Source organism: Shewanella sp. ANA-3 (assembly GCF_000203935.1).
GTDB lineage: Bacteria > Pseudomonadota > Gammaproteobacteria > Enterobacterales > Shewanellaceae > Shewanella.
The window spans coordinates 167,105-185,616 of sequence record NC_008577.1 but is presented as its reverse complement, the minus strand read 5'-3'; the positions used below and the strand labels follow the sequence as shown (position 1 = coordinate 185,616).

The window sequence follows — 18,512 nt, the reverse complement described above, 5'->3', positions numbered from 1 at the left end:
AAAGGCACCCTAAGGTGCCTTTATCGAATCAATCACAAACTTACTGAAGATTAGAGCCCAGGAATACGCCCCTGATAAACCACAGGGAAGTAACCATCGCTGCCACGCTTGCCGAGCATCCCGAGGGATTTACGCATATCTTCTGGCTGTTCGTTGGTTTCTTTAATCTTAGCGGCAACCTTAACCATATTGCCTTCATCTAGCTGCAGCGTGCCGATAATCCCCAACTGGTTTTTGCTCTCATCGGTGGCGAGCTGGGCTTTACCCTCAACACAACTTAGCCCCAACTCGATATTACCCAGTGGATAATTACCGAATTGGTTCTTCACATTGGTTTGATTTAAAAACAACTTGCCCGATAGCTGCTCGCACCAAGGTTTACCTTGTTCTAGGGTTTCGACCAGCAGGCTGACTTCACCGTTAATTTCGGTTCTAAAGGGCAGTTTAGCATTGCCAATCAAGAAACTATCGGGCGCCTCAAAACGCAATCCTTGAGCGCTGATACCGCCCATAGACCAAGTGATTAACCCTTTGGCACTCACTGGGGTTGCACGGCTACCCACTTGAAAATCCAGCTTCACTTTACCCAAAAACAACGCCCAAGGGCTCAGCTCCCAGCGAACTTGTTCCAATTGGCGTTGCTGCAAATTTAAGGTTTCGATGCTGCCAGACCAAATACTGCCGCTCACCCCAGAAATCCCTACGTTTGCAGGCAGTGGTGCGAGGCGCACAGCGACACTGGCGGGAAATAACGCCAGCAAAAACACTAAATAAACCAGTACACCTATAATGATTTTTTTTATCAAACTCACAGCTACACCTTAACCTATTGCGCTAGTTGGATACGTCTTACTTTGACATAGCCAGGCGCGTCGGCCTCTGCCAAATCAACACTCTCAAGTGATAGGCCTTTTTTCTGCACTAAGTCACTCAAATAATTCAGTAAGGCATCGAATGGCACATCATCCATCCACACTTGTATTTTATCGCCCTGGGGCTGCATGCGAGTGATCACTAATCCGTAAGTGCCCGCCGTTTGGTTAACGACCGAGCTTAAGCTGCCTGACATTGTCGGCTTAGCGCCGCTTTGTTTTAAGCCAGCGATTTTATTTGCCGTTTGCTTTACATAGGTCAGAGTCTGCTGCTGCGCCGTTAAGTTGCGCAGTGCATTGGCTTCGGCATTGGCAATGGGTGTCCAGATGCCCCAGTAAAACACGCCGATCACTAAGAAAACGGCGCCGAAGCCGACGATTTGCTGCTCGCGCGATGCAAGCCCTTGCCACCAAGTCCGCAAATTATCCATCTTATTTGCTCCTCAAGGTTAAGGTGCTGGTGACCTGATCTTCACCGCTGTTCATCGTACCGCCGTCCATTTGGAAGCGACGGCCGACTATTTCTTTAAACTTCTCAATTTGCGCGTAATTCTTAGCCGTGACTTGCATACGGATTTCATTACGTGCGCTCTCAAATCTTAGGGTGTTTGGTTTCAGCTCGGGCACTTGTTTAAAGGCGTCCTGTAAACCATCGAGCATCGCAAAAAACTCAGCACCACTGCCTTGCCCTTGGAGTGCTCGTAATTGGCTTTCCATCTGCGAACGTAAATTCACAATGCGTGAATTCCCCGGCACCACTTGTTGATAAATGGCCTCACTCTGCGCCTTCAAATCGGCAATCTGACCATTCACCTGATGAATGGTTAAGCCCTTATTCACTAAGGACAAGACAATGGCAACACCTAACACGATTGCGGCATTTTTCCACTGCAACAGATGCTTACTGTATTCGCGCTTCGGCGTATACACACCCGTGAGTAAGTTGATGGGCGCATGTAAAATGCCACGCGCCAGTACCAACATAGGTAAATCGAGCGGCTGTGGCTTAAGTTCAACGCCGTCCAGCTCCATCTCAGTGTAACTGGCGACCGACACTTCGTCGGCCTGCGCCGTCAGTTGCTTCATCGCGACTGGCAGCCAAGGTAAAGGCAGACTGTGGCCAGTCCCTAATCCTGTACGCAGTAATAACTCGTTACCGAAACGCATGGCCGCCCATTGGCATTCCTGCAATGGCAAGGCGAGGCAATCAGGCACGATACGCTTCACTTTTAAACCCGCTTCGGCCAAACAGCTGAGCCAAGTTTGCATTTGCTCATGGGCAACGGCCACCACACTGAGGGCATCGCCATTGCGCGGGCCAACGGTAAAGTGCATCGCATCCACATCGTCGGCAATAGTTTCTTCCAACATAAAAGGCAGGGCTTTTAAGGCTTGGCGTTGGCCTTTTTCGGGCAGATTCACGCTGGTGAGCGTCATAGCGGAGGCTGGCACCAATACATCGATAGGCCGATTTCCCGCGCGCTCGGTTAAGGTTGATAAACCTTGGGCGTTGGCAAGTTCACCAGAGGCGATAATTTCTTGTTCTTGTTCGGACCAAACCAGCCAAGAGCATGCCTGCTCTGCGGTTCTGCCTAAGCGAATAAATAGCCGTTCACTCACAGTTTTTCTCCACCAGCTTCCATCTTAAAAGATTGAGCTTGTTTGCTATTATTTTTGTCCACCAAACTGACGGGTGAGCACATCCATTTTGTTACCGCTGCCCTTTTTGAGCACACTCTCCATCCTAAAAATGGCGTTATCGACCTTAGCGCCCGAGGCGAGGAGGAAGTACTGACTGTCCACCACAAAACTGGACTTCATCGCATCTTCCCACTTAATCGACCCCATCGAGGAGGATTCATAAAAATCATCGATCTTGGCAAAACCATCGCCGGGGCGTTGGTTGATAATGCTTTCGGCCTCACCAACCGATATCTGATTATCCAGCATGGCCGCCAGCAGCGCCGCTTGCTCGACATCAATGGTGTTCACGTTTAACAGTTGTCTGTCATTCCCTGGGATGACGCAAATATAAGGCAATAATTTCAAATAAATATCTTGGGTGTAACCTATCACCGCCCGCAGCTCACTCCTGTGATTCATCAGGGTATTCGCGGCGCGATATGGCACATTTCGCGCTTCGTACTCGGCGTCTTCGGCGCCATATGGGCTCGCGACAGTGTCCTCGTCGATATAATCCTTTAGGGTTTGAGTTAAATGATCTGCGGTAAAATCATCCATCCCTAAACTCACTAATAAGGCTTTGTATTGCTTTGCCGCTAAGGGCAATTTAGGTTGACCGTTTTCCACATCTTTTGTGGTGACGGACAAAGCATTTAAGTTAAAACACGAACGCATATCGGTGATCTTGCCTGCAATCTCACCATATTCCGCCGGAAACACCACGTCGCTCATGGCCCAATATTGTTGCTTGTGCACACGGCCTTCCGAATCGTCCAAGTCCTGCTTGAGGATCTTCTTCGCCAGCTCTTCGGCAGAAATTGCGTACCAATAGGCCTGATCGTACTGGGCTAAGTTTAAGGTGCGGCGCATTGACAACTGATTTCGGCTGGTAATATTGGTGGCGATAATCACCACCATGGCCACGATCAGCAACACCACAATCAGCGCGACGCCACGTTGTTTAGCAGGATTTCGCCTTATCATGCGCCATCCTCATTTTCAGGGTCACCTTTGCCGGGGTCTTCTTCTCCGTTACCCGAGCCATCGCCATTATTGTCTTGGTCGCCGTTGTCGTCTTTATTGTCATCGGCGTTGTCGTTCTTGTTGTCCTCATCATTGGATTTCTCTGGCGCCGCCGCGCCCAAGGGCAACATAAACTTACGTTGAATTTTGCCTAAGCCTTCAATCTCAATTTCCATTGCGATGGCTTTGGGTAACTTGGTCGCCTCGACCTTGCGCTCCCATTTGTCCTCCATAAAGAAGGAATACTCGACCGAGAGCACCTTGTCGATAATCACAGTCTTCATTGGCTCGGCACCAAATTCGGGCTCGGGATACGGAAAGTACCAACGCTCTAATTTTCCTTCGCGTACCACGTAGGCAACCGACTGTATGCTGCCACGGGGCAATAAGCCGTCGGGGTTGAGCCAGCCTAAGCGGTAAAACACTAAGGCCTCTGATTCCGAATCTAAAATATCGTTACCCGTTTGGAACACTGTGGTACCACGGCCGCCTTCGAGTAATCTGGGTGTCCGCGCCACCATCTGCCCAAGGTCGCGCTCAATCGCGCCAAAGCCCTGCTGCAATGCCTTTAAACGCACCGAGAAGTTACGGGTCACTTCATCGTTGGTCAGCACAGTGCTAAGTACCGCATTGGCGGCTAAACCTAACATGGCAAAAATCGCAATCGCGATCAGCATTTCCAGCAGGGTAAATCCCTTATGAGCCTTAGTTTGTTTTAAGGACATAACTGCTCACTTGTGCTGCAATACGCTGATAACGCTCATCTTCACTGACACTAATGCGGATCATGCGAAAGTTATCATCCGTGGTTTTCACCACTTCTTTACGCCAGTACCAATCCTTACCCGCGAGTTCTACCTGCCCTTCTTTTTTGCCTAATTCGGGAAATTGCGGATCGAGTCTGGCGTCGACCATTTGATTATCCGCCACCCATTGGGCAAGAGTGCGTGACTCCAGAATCGGCATATTCGCCATCTGTTCACCTAAGCTTTTGGTGATAGAGACGGCGGCGATGGCAAATACCGCCAAGGCCACAATGACTTCGAGTAGGGTCATACCCTTAGCGTATTTCATCGGGTCGCCCTAGGGTTAAACGGCCAAGGGCATCGCCCACCACTAATACATCGAGTGGCCCCTTGTCGGTCTTGGTCATAAAGCTCAGTTCGAAGGCGCTCATTTCACCACTCGGAAACAGCAAAATCTGCGGCTCTGGATGCTTTTTCTTATCTTCCGCAGAAGGCTCGATTAAGGGCTCGTCGAACCACGACTCGTCCTTCTCATCCTCCTGCACTAAAGGTAAACCGTCGAGCACCAGATTCAGCACGACGCCGGGTTCCATTTGTTTTTCAGACAGAATCCTGTCCTTCTCCAATGGATTCCATTTACCATCTTTATAATAAACAAACTGATAGCTGGTCTTTTCCACCACGATACCGATAAATTGACCGCTCAATACGGTTTCATCCAGCACTAGCTCTGTGGCGGCGATAAATTGCTGCGCATTTTTTTCCAGCGCCTGTTGTGAGCCTGAATTGCCAATAGACATAGTCACCGCTGCAGCGGTGAGTCCCATTAACAAAATCACCAGCATCACCTCCATCAAGGTGAAGCCGGCGTGGCGCAGCGTTAACATCTTATTGGAAGTTCTGTAAGTTCCAGTTACCGATATCGTCTTCGGTACCTGGTTGACCATCTGGGCCTGCACTAAAGATATCTAACTTGCTGTTTTCGCCTGGGCTTAACAGTAAGTAGTTATTGCGCCATGGATCCTGTGGCAAACGCTTAACATAGCCTTCTTCACGGTAGTTACGTGGCTCAGGTGAAATGGTTGGTTTTTGCACTAAGGCTTCTAAACCTTGTTCAGTCGTTGGATAAACACCGTTATCTAACTTGTACATATCTAAGGCGTTTTCGAGCGCCACTATGTCAGATACCGCTTTCTGTTGGTCGGCTTTATCTTTGTTGCCCATCAGGTTTGGCACCACCATAGACGCCAAAATACCGAGGATAACGATTACCACCATCACTTCGAGTAAGGTAAAACCCTTGTGCTTTTTGTTCATTTGCATCGACTACATCTCCTAGAAAAACCTGCGCCATCTCTGAGTCCAAAGAGGCAATAATCCATAAATTAAAAACTAGCCACTAATCAAATTGTTCAGTGCCAAAATAGGTTGCAGAATGGCCATCACGATAAAGAGTACAACCCCCGCCATGCTCACCACCAACATGGGCTCGAACACACCCAGCGCCAGTGTAACATTACTCTCAAATTCCCTATCTTGGTTATCCGCAGCACGCTCAAGCATTTCCTCGAGCTGACCACTCTTCTCCCCCGAGGCGATCATATATAACATCATCGCAGGGAATAGCTTAGTGTTAGTCAACGCTGCACCTAGGCTAGTTCCTTCCCGTACGCGCGCCGTGGCATCATCCACCGCCGCTCGCACCCGCACATTTTGCAATACTTCGCTGGCAATGCGCATCCCATCTAACAAAGGTACTGAACTGGCGGATAAAATACTCAAGGTTCGCGCAAACCGCGCGGTATTGAGTCCTTTACTCACTCGGCCAATCACCGGCATTTTTAGCAAAAACGTATGGTATTTCATCTTGAAAATCGGTGACTTAAGTAGACGCTGGAACACCACCAGCAAAATACCGATAGCCAAGATAACAAACAGACCATAGTGTTGGACAAAGTCTGAGGCGGCAATTAAGAAGCGGGTTGTAGCGGGTAACTCGGCGCCCATATGCTCAAATTGGCCAACCACTTTTGGCACCACGGCGGCCAATAACACTGATACCACCCCAATGGCGACTATCGTCAGCATAATGGGGTAAATCATCGCCTGTTGCAGTTTGGACTTCAGCTGCTGGCGGCGCTCGGTGTAATCGGCTAAGCGGTTCAGCACCACTTCTAAGTGGCCGGATTTTTCACCCGAGGCCACCATGGCGCGGTACAAGTCATCGAAAATATGCGGAAATTCGGCAAGAGAGTCGGCCAGACTATAGCCTTCCACCACGCGGGAACGCACCGCCATGATCATGCTGGCGAGACGCGCCTTCTCACATTGCTGCCCCACCGCCTTGAGACACTCCTCAATCGGTAAGCCCGCCGCAACTAGCGTGGCGATTTGACGGGTGATCAACGCTAATTCCGCCACCGAAATCCCGCGCTTAAAGGGCGAGAATCCGGTGCCTTTTGACTTGGCTTCCTTTTCGGTGACTGGCAAAATCTCCAGCGGCATCATGCGTTGGTCACGCAGCTGACTACGGGCATGTCTGGCGGTATCCGCCTCAATCACCCCTTTTAGCTGTTTTCCCTTGGCGTCCAGCGCCTTATATTCAAATGCTGGCATAGCTTACTCCTCGCGGGTCACCCTCAGGACTTCTTCTAGAGTGGTGATACCTGAGAGCACCTTGCTCATGCCATCGTGGCGAATGCTTGGCACCGACTGGCGGATATATTTCTCAATCGCCAGTTCGCCACGTCCACCGTGGATCAGCTCGCGCACATTATCATCGACCAGCAACAGCTCATGGATACCCGTACGACCACGGTAGCCACTGCTACCACAGGCCTTACAGCCATTGGCGCGGTAAATATGGCGATGATCGTCTGCTGCCATTCCCAGCAGCTCACGCTCACGCTCATCGGGCACATGCTCTGTCTTACATTTTGGACAGAGAGTACGAATTAAGCGCTGGGCTAGTACCCCGAGCAAACTCGATGAGACTAAGAAAGGCTCTACGCCCATATCCTGCAAACGGGTAATCGCGCCAGAGGCCGTGTTGGTATGCAGGGTTGAAATCACTAAGTGACCAGTCAAAGATGCCTGCACCGCAATTTGGGCGGTTTCTAGGTCACGGATTTCCCCGATCATCACCACATCCGGGTCTTGACGCAGAATCGCACGCAGACCACGGGCGAAGGTCATGTCCGCCTTAGTGTTCACTTGAGTTTGACCTATACCTTCTAACTCGTATTCGATCGGGTCTTCAACGGTTAAGATATTGGTATCTTTAGAGTTAATCTCGGTAAGACCCGCGTACAGCGTGGTACTCTTACCCGAACCCGTAGGGCCTGTCACCAGAATAATGCCGTGTGGACGACGGATAATCTCGTCAAACTGGGCACGGATACTGTCGGTCATCCCCAGTTGTTTTAAGTCCAAATTGCCAGCGTTTTTATCTAACAGACGCAGCACCACACGCTCGCCATGGCTCGATGGCATGGTCGATACCCGCACGTCCACCGCACGACCCGCAATCCGCAGCGAAATACGGCCGTCCTGTGGTACACGTTTCTCGGCGATATCGAGACGCGCCATGACCTTAATCCGCGACACCAAAAGGGATGACAGCTTACGATTCGGTTTAAGCACTTCCTTCAGCACACCGTCGATACGGAAACGCACGACCAACTGCTTCTCGTAGGTTTCGATATGGATATCCGAGGCTTCTTCTTTAATCGCTTCAGATAACAAGGCGTTAATCAGCTTGATAATAGGCGCATCATCATCGCCTTCGAGCAGATCTTCGGTTTGCGGCAGCTCTTCGGCGAGGGTGAATAAATCCATCTCGTTGCCAATATCTTCCATCAGCTGCTGCGCTTCGGAGGAGTTGGCTTGATAGGCCTGGGTTAATTTCGCCTCAAACTTGCCCGGCTCGAGCAAGACCAGCGGCAAATCCGCGCCCGAGTAGCGGCGCGCTTCGAGCATGGCTGCTAATGGGGTTTTGGCGGTATAAAACAGGTTCAAGGCACCATCATCGCCATAGGCTAAAATCACCTCATGGCGATGGGCAAAGGCAAAGGGTAAACGCTCTTTGCTGCTGGAGCGAAATACCTCATCACCTTCGGCTTCAAGCCCTAGTTCGTTAGAAACTAGGCTTAAATCCTCGACTTGGGTTACTTGTATTTCACTCATTGTGTTTTGTCTTTGTTCTTGTTTTCATCCAGCGACTTGAGGGTCGAGTCCGTTTTACGCATCTGAGTTTCTAACCCTTTACCTTCTTTGTAACGATCTAAAATGTCGTTCACTTCGGGCGGCAGATATTCAGATTGATTCCATTCTTCCAGAATTGGCACTTGAGTATTTGGCATCAGGTTCACGCCGCGCTCTTGCTGCTCAAGTTGTAATGCTCTGAAATAGTTGTATTTACGGCCTGCGATACCTTCCATAGTCACACCATCACGGATAATGGTGGGCTTGATAAAGATCATCAGGTTCTTTTTGGTCTTCTTACTGGAAGAAGACTTGAATAAGTGTCCGAGCACCGGAATATCGCCGAGGAATGGCACTTTCTGCACGCTTTCTTGGACTTCTTCGTTAATCAAACCACCGAGCACCACGATTTGTCCTGAGTCGGCCATTACAGTGGTGGTTAAACGGCGAGTCGCGAAGGAGATATCTACACCCGTGTTACCGTTTACGCCCGAGACTTCTTGCTCAATCGCAAGCTTAACCGCGTTGCCTTCGTTGATTTGAGGCACCACTTTTAACTTCACCCCAACCTCTTTCCGTTCAACGGTTTGGAATGGGTTACTGTTGTTTGAGCTGGCGGTAGAACCCGTCAGAATCGGCACTTCGTCACCGACGATAAACGAGGCTTCTTGGTTATCCAATGTCGTAATCGAAGGTGTTGCCAGAACGTTTGAGTTGGTATCGGCCGACACAGCTTGAACTAGGGCGCCAAAGTCGCCCATGGCCACGCCCCACGCCATACCATTCACTTTACCTAAGGCTTGGGCGAGTAAAGTAACATCGCCTTTAGTATCAGGGTTTTTACCGATCACTTCCCCCGTACTAGGGTTGGTAATATAAGTCCCTTCTTTATCTTGTGCCTGCCAAATACCAGCGCCAATTTCACCAATGGTTGGGCCTAAGTTATTGAACTGAGTGCCACCATCCGCTTTCGCGGCCCATTGCACCCCAAAGCCGACGTTATCGCCTTCGGCAACTTCCACGATAATGGCTTCAACTAATACTTGAGCGCGGCGAATATCGAGTTGGTTGATCACGCTCTCGATTGTGCGCATTTGATCTGGCTCGGCGCTGATCACTAAGGCGTTGGTATCAGTGTGGGCCATAATATTGATTTCATTACGACGTTTACCGCCAGCTTGGGCGCTTGGATCTTTTTCACCCTCAAGCTTTTGCGCAAATCCGGTCAGCACTTCAACCAAGTCTTCAGCCTTGGCATAACGTAAATAACGTACCTTAGTGTTACCCGTGCTAGCCTGCTCGGCATCGAGGCGATGGATAAGCTCAACCACGCGTTGGCGGCTCTTTTCATCACCACTGACCACGACGGCGTTAATACGCTCGTCGGCAACAACCTTAGGCGCTTGTCCTGGGAGCTGCGCTTGGTTAGCTGTCGCGCGGTAAAGGGTATCGATAATTCGCACCATTTCACCGGCTGAGGCGTATTCGAGCGGCACTACTTGTACCGAGGTATCACCCTGTTTATCTACACGGCGAACGATTTCGACTAACTTGTTAACTACAGCGGCGCGGCCTGACAGCATCAGTACGTTCGATGGGTCGTAGTTCACTACGTTACCGCCACCGGCGTTATCGTTTAACTGACGTAACAACGGCGCTAACTGCTTGGCTTCGGTGTTATACAGCGCCACGATGCGGGTGACCATTTCATCACCTAAACCTGGGTCGTTGTCGTTAGCAACACGAATCGCCGCGGTTTTCGCATCTTTGTCTTTAATGACTTTGATGACGTTGTTTTCCATCTCGACGATGGCATAACCGTAGACTTGCAACACGTTGAGGAAGAATTGGTAATACTGCTCATCGTTGAGCAGATCATAACTGCGCACGTTGATCTTGCCGCGAATGGTCGGGTCAACAATGATGGTTTTATTCAGGTTTTTACCAACAATGTTGATAAATTCTTGGATATCAGTGCCTTTAAAGTTGGCCGCATATTGTTCAGACCAAACAAATTGCGAGGTCAGCATAGTGGCGCCTGCCACAACTCCAGCAATCAGTTTGCGTCGAATCCGTTTGTTATTCATTATTTTACTTTCCTCTAACGCGTGTTATTGCGGCAAACTAAACATGATTTCAACCAATTGTCCTTCCCGCTCAACCATGATGGAAACTTCAGTTAATTCAGGCAATTGGCTCATCATTTCTAACGCCTGACTCATCACAGTCAGGTCGTATCCATTAATCGATTTAGCAAGGTCATTGGGTTTAAAGCCCGCTTGCTTAAAAAGGTTCACATCTTTACCCGGGTTTAAACGGTAGCCCACGACGCTTTCGCCCTGTCTAACGGGAGAAATCGCAATGTAATCGGTAATTTTGCTGGGATCGGCTAAGAGTTCACTGCGGGATTCGGCCAGCTCTTGGGAGATTTCAGTATTTTTGCGTTGATCAACGCGGCTAACCACTTCTGCCTTTTCACTCTTAGCCTTTTGTAATTGCTGATTCGCTGGGCTTTGGCTGGTGTAAACCAGACCATCGAGCATCAGGGTCTCGTAACGGCCCGCGTTAGTGATGATAATCCGGTCGGCATAGACTTCTTTTAACGACGCCGATGTGCCTTTGATCTTATCGCCTAGGCTGTAGGTTTCTTGGCTGCCGCTGGACTCGATAATCGCGAGACCCTTTTGATCGGCGGTTGAAGCCACCACACCCGTTAATTGAATAGAGAGGGAAGTCTTAGGCGCATCGGTCACAGTCTCAACCACTTCCACTTTGGGTTTATCCGATTTGGCATCGGCTCTACCAAACAGTGCAAGCTGCTGTAATCCCGCAAGATCAACTTGCCCAGCGCCTTTGCCCGTCGTCGTGACAGCCGTTGGCGACCAAGCCGTTGGGGATGAGGTACTAGGTACGAGTTTCCATGTAATTTGCGCGGCTAAGAGTAAACTCAGAATAAAACCAAACCAGAAAACAACCTGACTCAATGGCTTATGCGGGATACCTGCAGCTTTAGCGATAACTTTATCTAATAAATCCATATTTATGTGGACCCTCAATACAGGTCTCTGTTCTGATTATAAAAATTAGAATGTTCGCCACATGCTAACCTAGGCCGCATTTGGCAACAACCCCATAACAGTATTGCAATTGGCGAAAATTGGCCATTTATGCTAACTTTGCCCGCCTCAAAAGGGTGTGAAGCACACCACCCTTTAACATCATCGCAATGCGACTTAGGCATTTTATTGCTCAGCATGTGAGCTCATCGAGCTTTTATCTTGGAGACACTATGACGCAAAGTTCAGGCGACAGTGGCAGCGTTCGACTCGATAAGTGGTTATGGGCCGCACGTTTTTATAAAACCCGTGCCATTGCCAAAGAAATGATCAACGGCGGCAAAGTACATTACAACGGTGCTCGTACCAAATCTAGTAAGAATGCCGAGATAGGTGCCGTCCTTAAGATACGACAGGGATATGACGATAAAGAGATCGTCATAAAAAAATTATCTGAAATGCGCCAAAGCGCGACGATTGCGCAGGAATTGTACGAAGAAACGGCTGCTAGTGTGGCCAAGCGTGCGGTAAACGCCGAAGCAAGACGATTGAATATTCTCAATAATCCTGCGCCCGACCATAAACCGGATAAAAAGCAACGACGCCAACTTATCCGTTTTAAAGAATGCTAAGAATTACGTAAAAGTTACCTAACAGTGAGATACAAGATGATACAAGATATTTTAAACCGCTACCTGTTCGACAATGCCGATGTGCGTGGTGAACTCGTACAGTTACAAGACAGCTATCAACAGGTGATTGGCTCACACGCTTACCCACCCGTGTTGCAAATCCTGCTGGGTGAATTGCTGGCGGCAACGTCGTTGTTAACCGCCACGTTAAAATTCAGTGGCGATATCAGCGTGCAGCTGCAGGGTAACGGCCCAGTATCACTGGCGGTGATCAATGGCAATAACCAGCAGCAATTACGCGGTATTGCGCGCTGGGAAGGCGAGTTAGCCGACGATGCTAGCCTAGCCGATCTGTTTGGCCAAGGTTATATGGTTATCACCCTGACACCAGATGAAGGCGAGCGTTACCAAGGCGTGGTCGCCCTCGACAAGCCAACCTTAGCCGCCTGTGTTGAAGACTACTTTAACCAGTCAGAGCAATTACCTACTGCACTGTGGTTATTTGCCGACGGTAAACAAGCTGCGGGTATGTTCCTGCAAGTATTACCAAGCCAAGAAGACCACAATGCCGACTTCGAGCATTTGTGTCAGCTGACCGCGACCATCAAGGCGGAAGAGTTATTCACCTTAGATGCGCAGGACATCTTGCACCGCCTATATCACCAAGAAGAAGTGCGTCTGTTCGATCCTATCGAAGTCAGCTTTAAATGCACTTGCTCACGTGAGCGCAGCGCAGCCGCGATCAAAACGATTGATCAAGCCGAAGTCGAAGCCATTCTGGCCGAAGACGGTAAGGTCGAAATGGGTTGTGAATACTGCAATGCGAAATACGTATTCGATGGCATTGATATCGCAGCTATTTATGCCAACGGCACCGGCTCAAATACCCAGCAGTAAGTCAAAATTGACTGTTAAAAGGGCACCTTAGGGTGCCCTTTTTTGTACCGCCTCAATGATCCAGCTCACACTTTACCCACGGATAGGATACAATCGGCACACTTTGTCCCCTAGCACGCCTCGGGCGATAAATAAAAGCAAAATCGGCAGACGATCGATTAAAAAAATAACCTTACAAATACAAGTCAATGGAGACCTCACTATGGCGGATGGATTAAACCGCGTTCACTACAACCCCTCAACAGCACAACTGGTCGAATTTGCCCTGCTACGCGGCGAAGGTGAATTGACTGCAAACGGCGCACTGGTTGCTAAAACCGGTACCCGCACAGGTCGCTCTCCTGGCGATCGCTTCATTGTAAAAGAAGACAGTTCAGCGGCTGACATCGAATGGGGCCCCGTCAACCAAGCATTTGAACCCGGTGCTTTTGAAGGATTATGGGCGCGTGTAGAAGCATTCCTCGCCGATAAAGAGTTGTTTGTATCTGACCTCGAAGTCGGTGCAGACCCAGAACATTACCAGCCAGTGCGTGTGACGACTCAATACGCTTGGCACCAACTGTTCGCCCGCAACCTTTTTATCATCCCAGAAGAATTTAACCGTCAAGACAAGCCTGTATGGCAAATCATCAACGCGCCAGACTTCGTCTGTGTTCCTGAGCGTGATGGCACCAATTCAGATGCAGCGGTGATCTTAAACTTTGCCGAGCGCAAAGTGTTGCTAGCGGGCCTGAAATACGCTGGCGAAATGAAGAAGTCGATGTTCTCTGTACAAAACTTCCTGCTGCCAGCCCAAGGCGTATTGCCAATGCACTGCTCGGCAAACGTAGGTAAAGACGGCGACACTACCCTATTCTTCGGTCTGTCAGGCACGGGTAAAACCACCCTGTCTGCGGATCCAAAACGCTTCCTGATCGGTGACGATGAGCACGGCTGGGCACCAGGCGGCGTATTCAACATCGAAGGCGGCTGCTACGCCAAGTGTATCGATCTGAGCCAAAAGAACGAGCCAGTGATTTGGGATGCGATTCGCTTCGGTACTGTGCTGGAAAACGTGGTAATGGACGAGCACCGCGTGCCTAACTACAAAGACAGCAGCCTGACGGAAAACACCCGTGCAGCTTACCCACTCGAGCATATCGCTCAGCGTAAAGAAGACAACCGTGGCGCCGAGCCGCACGCAGTGGTGTTCTTAACCTGCGACGTGTCTGGCGTATTACCACCGGTTTCTATCCTGAGCAAAGAGCAAGCGGCTTACCACTTCCTCTCTGGTTACACCGCTAAAGTCGGTTCGACTGAAATCGGTTCAACCTCAGCGATTCAGTCAACCTTCTCTACTTGCTTCGGCGCGCCTTTCTTCCCACGTCCTGCGGGCGTGTATGCAGAGCTGCTGATGAAGCGTATCGAATCATTCGGTAGCCAAGTGTACTTAGTTAACACTGGCTGGACTGGCGGTCCACACGGTATTGGTAAACGTTTCGATATCCCAACGACGCGCGCAATTGTCGATGCGATTGTCAGCGGTGAGCTGAAAAACGTCGAAACCGTACACTTAGAGACACTGAATCTGGCCGTGCCTGTCGCGGTACCCGGTGTAGACACTAACCTACTCAACCCAGTGAACACTTGGAGCGATAAGGCACTCTACGCCGAATACGCCCAAAAACTGGCCGAAGCCTTCACTAAGAACTTCGCTAAGTACCAAGTGTCAGATGCCATCCGAAACGCTGGCCCAAAGGCATAAGCGGTTAGCGGACTCATTTAGATAATGTAATCAAACACATTGTTGAGTAAAAAGCGCGGGTTCAGCGATGAACCCGCGCTTTTTATTTGCCTGTTGATTTTATGGCTAAGAACCAGCCGCATAAAGTCACTGCGATAGATTTTTTATGTGTTTTATTTCTTATCGATTAGTTAAACCAAGCTTAAATTAATGCTGCGTTTTTATAATCACAGATAACAATCATCATTTTTTAGGAAGCGGCACCCAAATGGAAAACCATAAACCTGTCACTGGATTCCAGCGATTTCTCAATGGCGTCGAAGTCGTCGGCAATAAACTGCCCGATCCGGCGGTGTTATTTGCGATGTTTCTGGGCCTAGTCTGGCTGATCTCTTGGGGATTATCGGGTGTCAGTTTTGATGAAATCGACCCTCGTACTGGCAACCCCATTCAAGTCGTGAATATGCTCGAAGGCGGCGCGCTAACTGCATTTACCTCGAACATAGTCTCCACTTTTGTGACTTTTCCACCGCTCGGTGTCGTGCTGGTTGCTATGCTGGGGCTTGGCGTGGCTGAGCATACTGGTTTTATTAATGCTGGCCTGCGCTCGATTTTATCTGTGACCCCCAAGATGTTACTCACTCCGGTATTGATCGCCGTGGGAATCCTGAGCCATGTCGCGGTTGATGCGGGTTATGTACTGGTTATCCCGCTCGGCGCGGTAATCTTCTATGCCGCGGGTCGTCATCCCCTAGCCGGTATTGCCGCCGCTTTTGCTGGCGTATCCGGCGGTTTTTCTGCGACCGTGGGTGTGCCATCGAGCCTTGACCCTATGTTAGCGGGCTTAACTCAGGCAGCGGCAAGATTATCGGCCGACCCAGCGGCTGCCACATTAACGATTAACCCACTAAATAATATCTTCTTTACGTCGGCCTCAGCCGTGTTAATTATCTTAGTTGGTTGGTTCTTAACGGATAAAGTAATTGAGCCGCGCCTAAAAAACACGGCGGTGAATGGCGATCCCAGCACGCTGCCAACGCTTGATGAGCTGGCCCCTCATGAGCGCCGCGGTCTCAAATTCGCTATGGGCGCCATGTTGTTATGTGCCTTAGGGCTACTGTTTACCGCCTATGGTGACAACTCTGCCTGGCGTGGTACCGATGGCGCACTGACCAGTGCTTCGGCTCCCTTAATGCGCTCCATTGTGGCGATTATTTTTGTGTTCTTCCTCGTGCCAGGCATAGTCTATGGCTATGTTGCGGGCACGGCGAATAACCACAGAGCCATTATTCAAGGCATGAGTAAGTCCATGAGCGGCATGGGTTATTACATTGTCATGGCCTTCTTCTGCGCCCAGTTTATTTATGCCTTTGGTCAATCCAATTTAGGCGCATTAATGGCGATTAAAGGTGCGTTGGCGTTGAAAGAATTGGCCCTTCCTATGGGCGTAACATTAGTCGGGATTGTGTTTCTCACCGCGTTCGTCAATCTATTAGTCGGCTCGGCATCGGCCAAATGGGCCTTGATTGGTGCCATCATGGTGCCCATGTTAATGGAGCTGGGCGTATCGCCAGATTTGACTCAAGCCGCTTACCGCGTTGGCGACTCGTCGACCAATATCATTACCCCGCTGATGCCTTACTTTCCGTTGATTGTGGTGTTTTGCCAAAAATACGTTAAGGAATCAGGCATTGGCACCTTAGTGGCGCTGATGTTGCCGTTTTCAATCAGTTTTCTGCTGCTTTGGAGCGGTTTCTTACTCGCTTACTGGGCCTTAGGTCTGCCATTAGGAATTGGCAGTTCACTCTCCTTCCCGGCACTATCTTAGCCTTAGTATGAATATCGCTTGGCAGAGACGTCGGCTGAGCGATCGCAGATAAACAAAATGGCGCCAACTCGACAAGAGCTGACGCCATTTTTATATCCATTGAATCAAACGATTGGGCTTACTTCATATCCGATCTCAATACTAACTCGACACGGCGATTCTGCTGCTGCCCCGCCTCATCACTGTTACTAGCAACGGGAGCATGTTCACCTATGCCTACGGCTTCCAATTGTTGAGTTTGAATACCATGACTCGTGGTCAATAACTTCACAATCGCCACCGCGCGGCGTTGGGATAGACCTTGGTTATAGGCTTGATTACCTTTGTCATCGGTATGACCCACCACATAAAATGCACGCTTAGGATTTGCCTTTAAGTAACTGGCAAGCACCTCGACAACGGGCTGCGCCTCGGGCAACAACTTGTCGCTATCGTACTCAAATAACAGCCCTTCTAAGGCAACATGCCCCTTGGCTTCGATTTGGTCGGTCAGCGCCTCAAGATTGATCCCCACACGGTCATCCTTAAGCTCAGTCTCCTCTAACACCCGCAAGTCGGTCCATAACCCGCCGATATAACCAAGGGTATAAGTGCTCACATGCACATTCCCCTCGGGGCGCGTTAAGGTATACCAAGCATAAAACTGGCTGTCTTCGTTACCAATGTTCACTAGAGAATCGATGGCTTGGATAAACCTATCCTCCCTACCGCAGGCCTTTCCCTGACACTCAAATTGCGTCTCGAATCCGAGCTTAGTCAATGCCACCTTGTAGTTAGTGAACACCTCGTAACCCGAATATTCCTTTGGTATTGAATAGCCATTTTGAGTCAACTTACCCGCACGCTCCACCAGCACAGGCTTATTGCTTGCATCCATTGAAGACACAAAGGCAGTGCTCGCAAAGCCTTGGCGTTTAAAGTCCTGGATATAGCTTCCCTTTAAGCGGCTGATAAGCGGATGATCCTCGGCGCCGTTGGTATCCTTCTTTTGATTATCTTTAAACTCGATTTGCTTAGGCGCCTGCTGCAAAAATGCAGCATTAACTGTGACTAAATCTAGCGGCTCGGGGATCACCTCGAGCGTCGTAATATGAATACCCGCAGAACTCTTCAGATTTGCGGCTTGTATGGCAGTATAAAACTCTTTTTGCTCATTCTTCATTCGAGCAAACAAGTAACCACTTTCAACACCAATAACACCATCTAACAGGGCAATTTGCTCTTCCAATAGGCGAGAATCACCACAGGCCTCAAGCAGACACTCGAATAGGACCTCACCACCAAGCTTTTTAATCTGCTCACGGTAATTATCGAGAATATGCGCAGGGCTATATTCGGGCGCTAATTTGTATTTTTGCTGATGGACCTGACCGAAGATGGGCTTAAAACGATAGTCAGACCTTTGTTCACCCGCGCTGATAATAAAGGGATATTCGGCATAATGGCGCGTCAATTCATCCTTTAATTTCGCCGTAGGAAAAGGCGTAAATAATCCCTCATCCGCCGCCATTAATGACAATGGCATTAGGCTCGTCGACATAGCCAATAACCCCGCTAAATAACTCCGCTTAGAAACACGCATCAATATTTACCCTCCATAGAAATACTGCTGCGAAAAGTAACACTAAACGGATTGCGCAATAACAAATATGAAACAAGTTAATACTTTAGCGTGATTGAGGCGATGGGTTGTACAGGCAAAAATAGCTGTCGAAAATGCAGACTGATTTAAAAACAGCCGCATTTTGACCGGAAGGATACCAAACGTTGTCGTGAAAGGGATTTCACATCAAGCCGCATGTTTTATCACAAGCGGCGTCGATTTTTATCCACTCAGACCGATACTCTC

17 protein-coding genes are annotated in these 18,512 nt (G+C 49.5%); 4 read left to right on the top strand and 13 right to left on the bottom strand.

What is annotated here, in order from left to right:
- Positions 1–50: 50 nt before the first annotated feature.
- The 12 genes from SHEWANA3_RS00845 to gspC all read right to left on the bottom strand — a co-directional run bounded on the left by SHEWANA3_RS00845 (position 51) and on the right by gspC (position 11,565).
- Positions 51–812, bottom strand: coding sequence for a type II secretion system protein N (locus SHEWANA3_RS00845; RefSeq protein WP_011624783.1), 762 nt, complete (start codon positions 810–812; stop codon positions 51–53).
- Positions 813–826: 14 nt separating this feature from the next.
- Positions 827–1,303 (bottom strand): type II secretion system protein M, encoded by a 477-nt coding sequence (locus SHEWANA3_RS00840; protein WP_011715431.1) that lies wholly within the window; start codon positions 1,301–1,303, stop codon positions 827–829.
- Position 1,304: 1 nt separating this feature from the next.
- Positions 1,305–2,492: a type II secretion system protein GspL gene (gspL, locus tag SHEWANA3_RS00835; RefSeq protein WP_011620997.1), complete on the bottom strand. Its 1,188-nt coding sequence runs from the start codon at positions 2,490–2,492 to the stop codon at positions 1,305–1,307.
- Positions 2,493–2,540: 48 nt separating this feature from the next.
- Positions 2,541–3,539: a type II secretion system minor pseudopilin GspK gene (gene gspK / locus SHEWANA3_RS00830; RefSeq protein ID WP_011715430.1), complete on the bottom strand. Its 999-nt coding sequence runs from the start codon at positions 3,537–3,539 to the stop codon at positions 2,541–2,543.
- On the bottom strand, positions 3,536–4,303 hold the full coding sequence (gene gspJ / locus SHEWANA3_RS00825) for a type II secretion system minor pseudopilin GspJ (RefSeq protein WP_011715429.1): 768 nt from the start codon (positions 4,301–4,303) through the stop codon (positions 3,536–3,538). Before gspJ ends, gspK begins: the two co-directional genes overlap by 4 nt.
- Complete coding sequence (gspI, locus tag SHEWANA3_RS00820) at positions 4,284–4,652, bottom strand: type II secretion system minor pseudopilin GspI (RefSeq protein ID WP_011715428.1); 369 nt, start codon at positions 4,650–4,652, stop codon at positions 4,284–4,286. Before gspI ends, gspJ begins: the two co-directional genes overlap by 20 nt.
- The gene (gene gspH, locus SHEWANA3_RS00815; protein ID WP_011715427.1) at positions 4,639–5,211 is read right to left on the bottom strand and encodes a type II secretion system minor pseudopilin GspH; all 573 of its coding nucleotides are present in this window, start codon (positions 5,209–5,211) and stop codon (positions 4,639–4,641) included. Before gspH ends, gspI begins: the two co-directional genes overlap by 14 nt.
- A 1-nt stretch (position 5,212) precedes the next feature.
- Entirely contained in the window at positions 5,213–5,647 is a 435-nt protein-coding gene (gspG, locus tag SHEWANA3_RS00810) for a type II secretion system major pseudopilin GspG (RefSeq protein WP_011715426.1), read from the bottom strand.
- Between the two features lie 69 nt (positions 5,648–5,716).
- Entirely contained in the window at positions 5,717–6,940 is a 1,224-nt protein-coding gene (gene gspF / locus SHEWANA3_RS00805) for a type II secretion system inner membrane protein GspF (RefSeq protein WP_011715425.1), read from the bottom strand.
- Between the two features lie 3 nt (positions 6,941–6,943).
- Positions 6,944–8,509 carry a type II secretion system ATPase GspE gene (gene gspE, locus SHEWANA3_RS00800; RefSeq protein WP_011715424.1) on the bottom strand — a complete coding sequence of 522 codons (1,566 nt, stop codon included), beginning with the start codon at positions 8,507–8,509 and terminating at the stop codon, positions 6,944–6,946.
- Entirely contained in the window at positions 8,506–10,614 is a 2,109-nt protein-coding gene (gene gspD, locus SHEWANA3_RS00795) for a type II secretion system secretin GspD (protein WP_011715423.1), read from the bottom strand. Before gspD ends, gspE begins: the two co-directional genes overlap by 4 nt.
- Before the next feature lie 24 nt (positions 10,615–10,638).
- Positions 10,639–11,565: a type II secretion system protein GspC gene (gene gspC, locus SHEWANA3_RS00790; RefSeq protein ID WP_011715422.1), complete on the bottom strand. Its 927-nt coding sequence runs from the start codon at positions 11,563–11,565 to the stop codon at positions 10,639–10,641.
- A 251-nt stretch (positions 11,566–11,816) separates the two neighbouring features.
- Between gspC and hslR the strand changes: the two genes are divergently transcribed.
- From hslR to SHEWANA3_RS00770, 4 genes are all read left to right on the top strand, one after another.
- A complete protein-coding gene (gene hslR, locus SHEWANA3_RS00785; protein WP_011715421.1) occupies positions 11,817–12,215 on the top strand; it encodes a ribosome-associated heat shock protein Hsp15 in 399 nt (132 codons plus the stop codon).
- A 36-nt stretch (positions 12,216–12,251) separates the two neighbouring features.
- The gene (gene hslO / locus SHEWANA3_RS00780; protein WP_011715420.1) at positions 12,252–13,112 is read left to right on the top strand and encodes an Hsp33 family molecular chaperone HslO; all 861 of its coding nucleotides are present in this window, start codon (positions 12,252–12,254) and stop codon (positions 13,110–13,112) included.
- 202 nt (positions 13,113–13,314) lie between these two features.
- Positions 13,315–14,856 (top strand): phosphoenolpyruvate carboxykinase, encoded by a 1,542-nt coding sequence (locus SHEWANA3_RS00775; protein ID WP_011715419.1) that lies wholly within the window; start codon positions 13,315–13,317, stop codon positions 14,854–14,856.
- 247 nt (positions 14,857–15,103) lie between these two features.
- Positions 15,104–16,663, top strand: coding sequence for an AbgT family transporter (locus SHEWANA3_RS00770; protein WP_011715418.1), 1,560 nt, complete (start codon positions 15,104–15,106; stop codon positions 16,661–16,663).
- A gap of 118 nt (positions 16,664–16,781) precedes the next feature.
- Here SHEWANA3_RS00770 and SHEWANA3_RS00765 read toward each other — a convergent pair whose 3' ends face one another.
- Entirely contained in the window at positions 16,782–18,245 is a 1,464-nt protein-coding gene (locus tag SHEWANA3_RS00765) for an OmpA family protein (protein ID WP_011715417.1), read from the bottom strand.
- Positions 18,246–18,512: the final 267 nt, after the last annotated feature.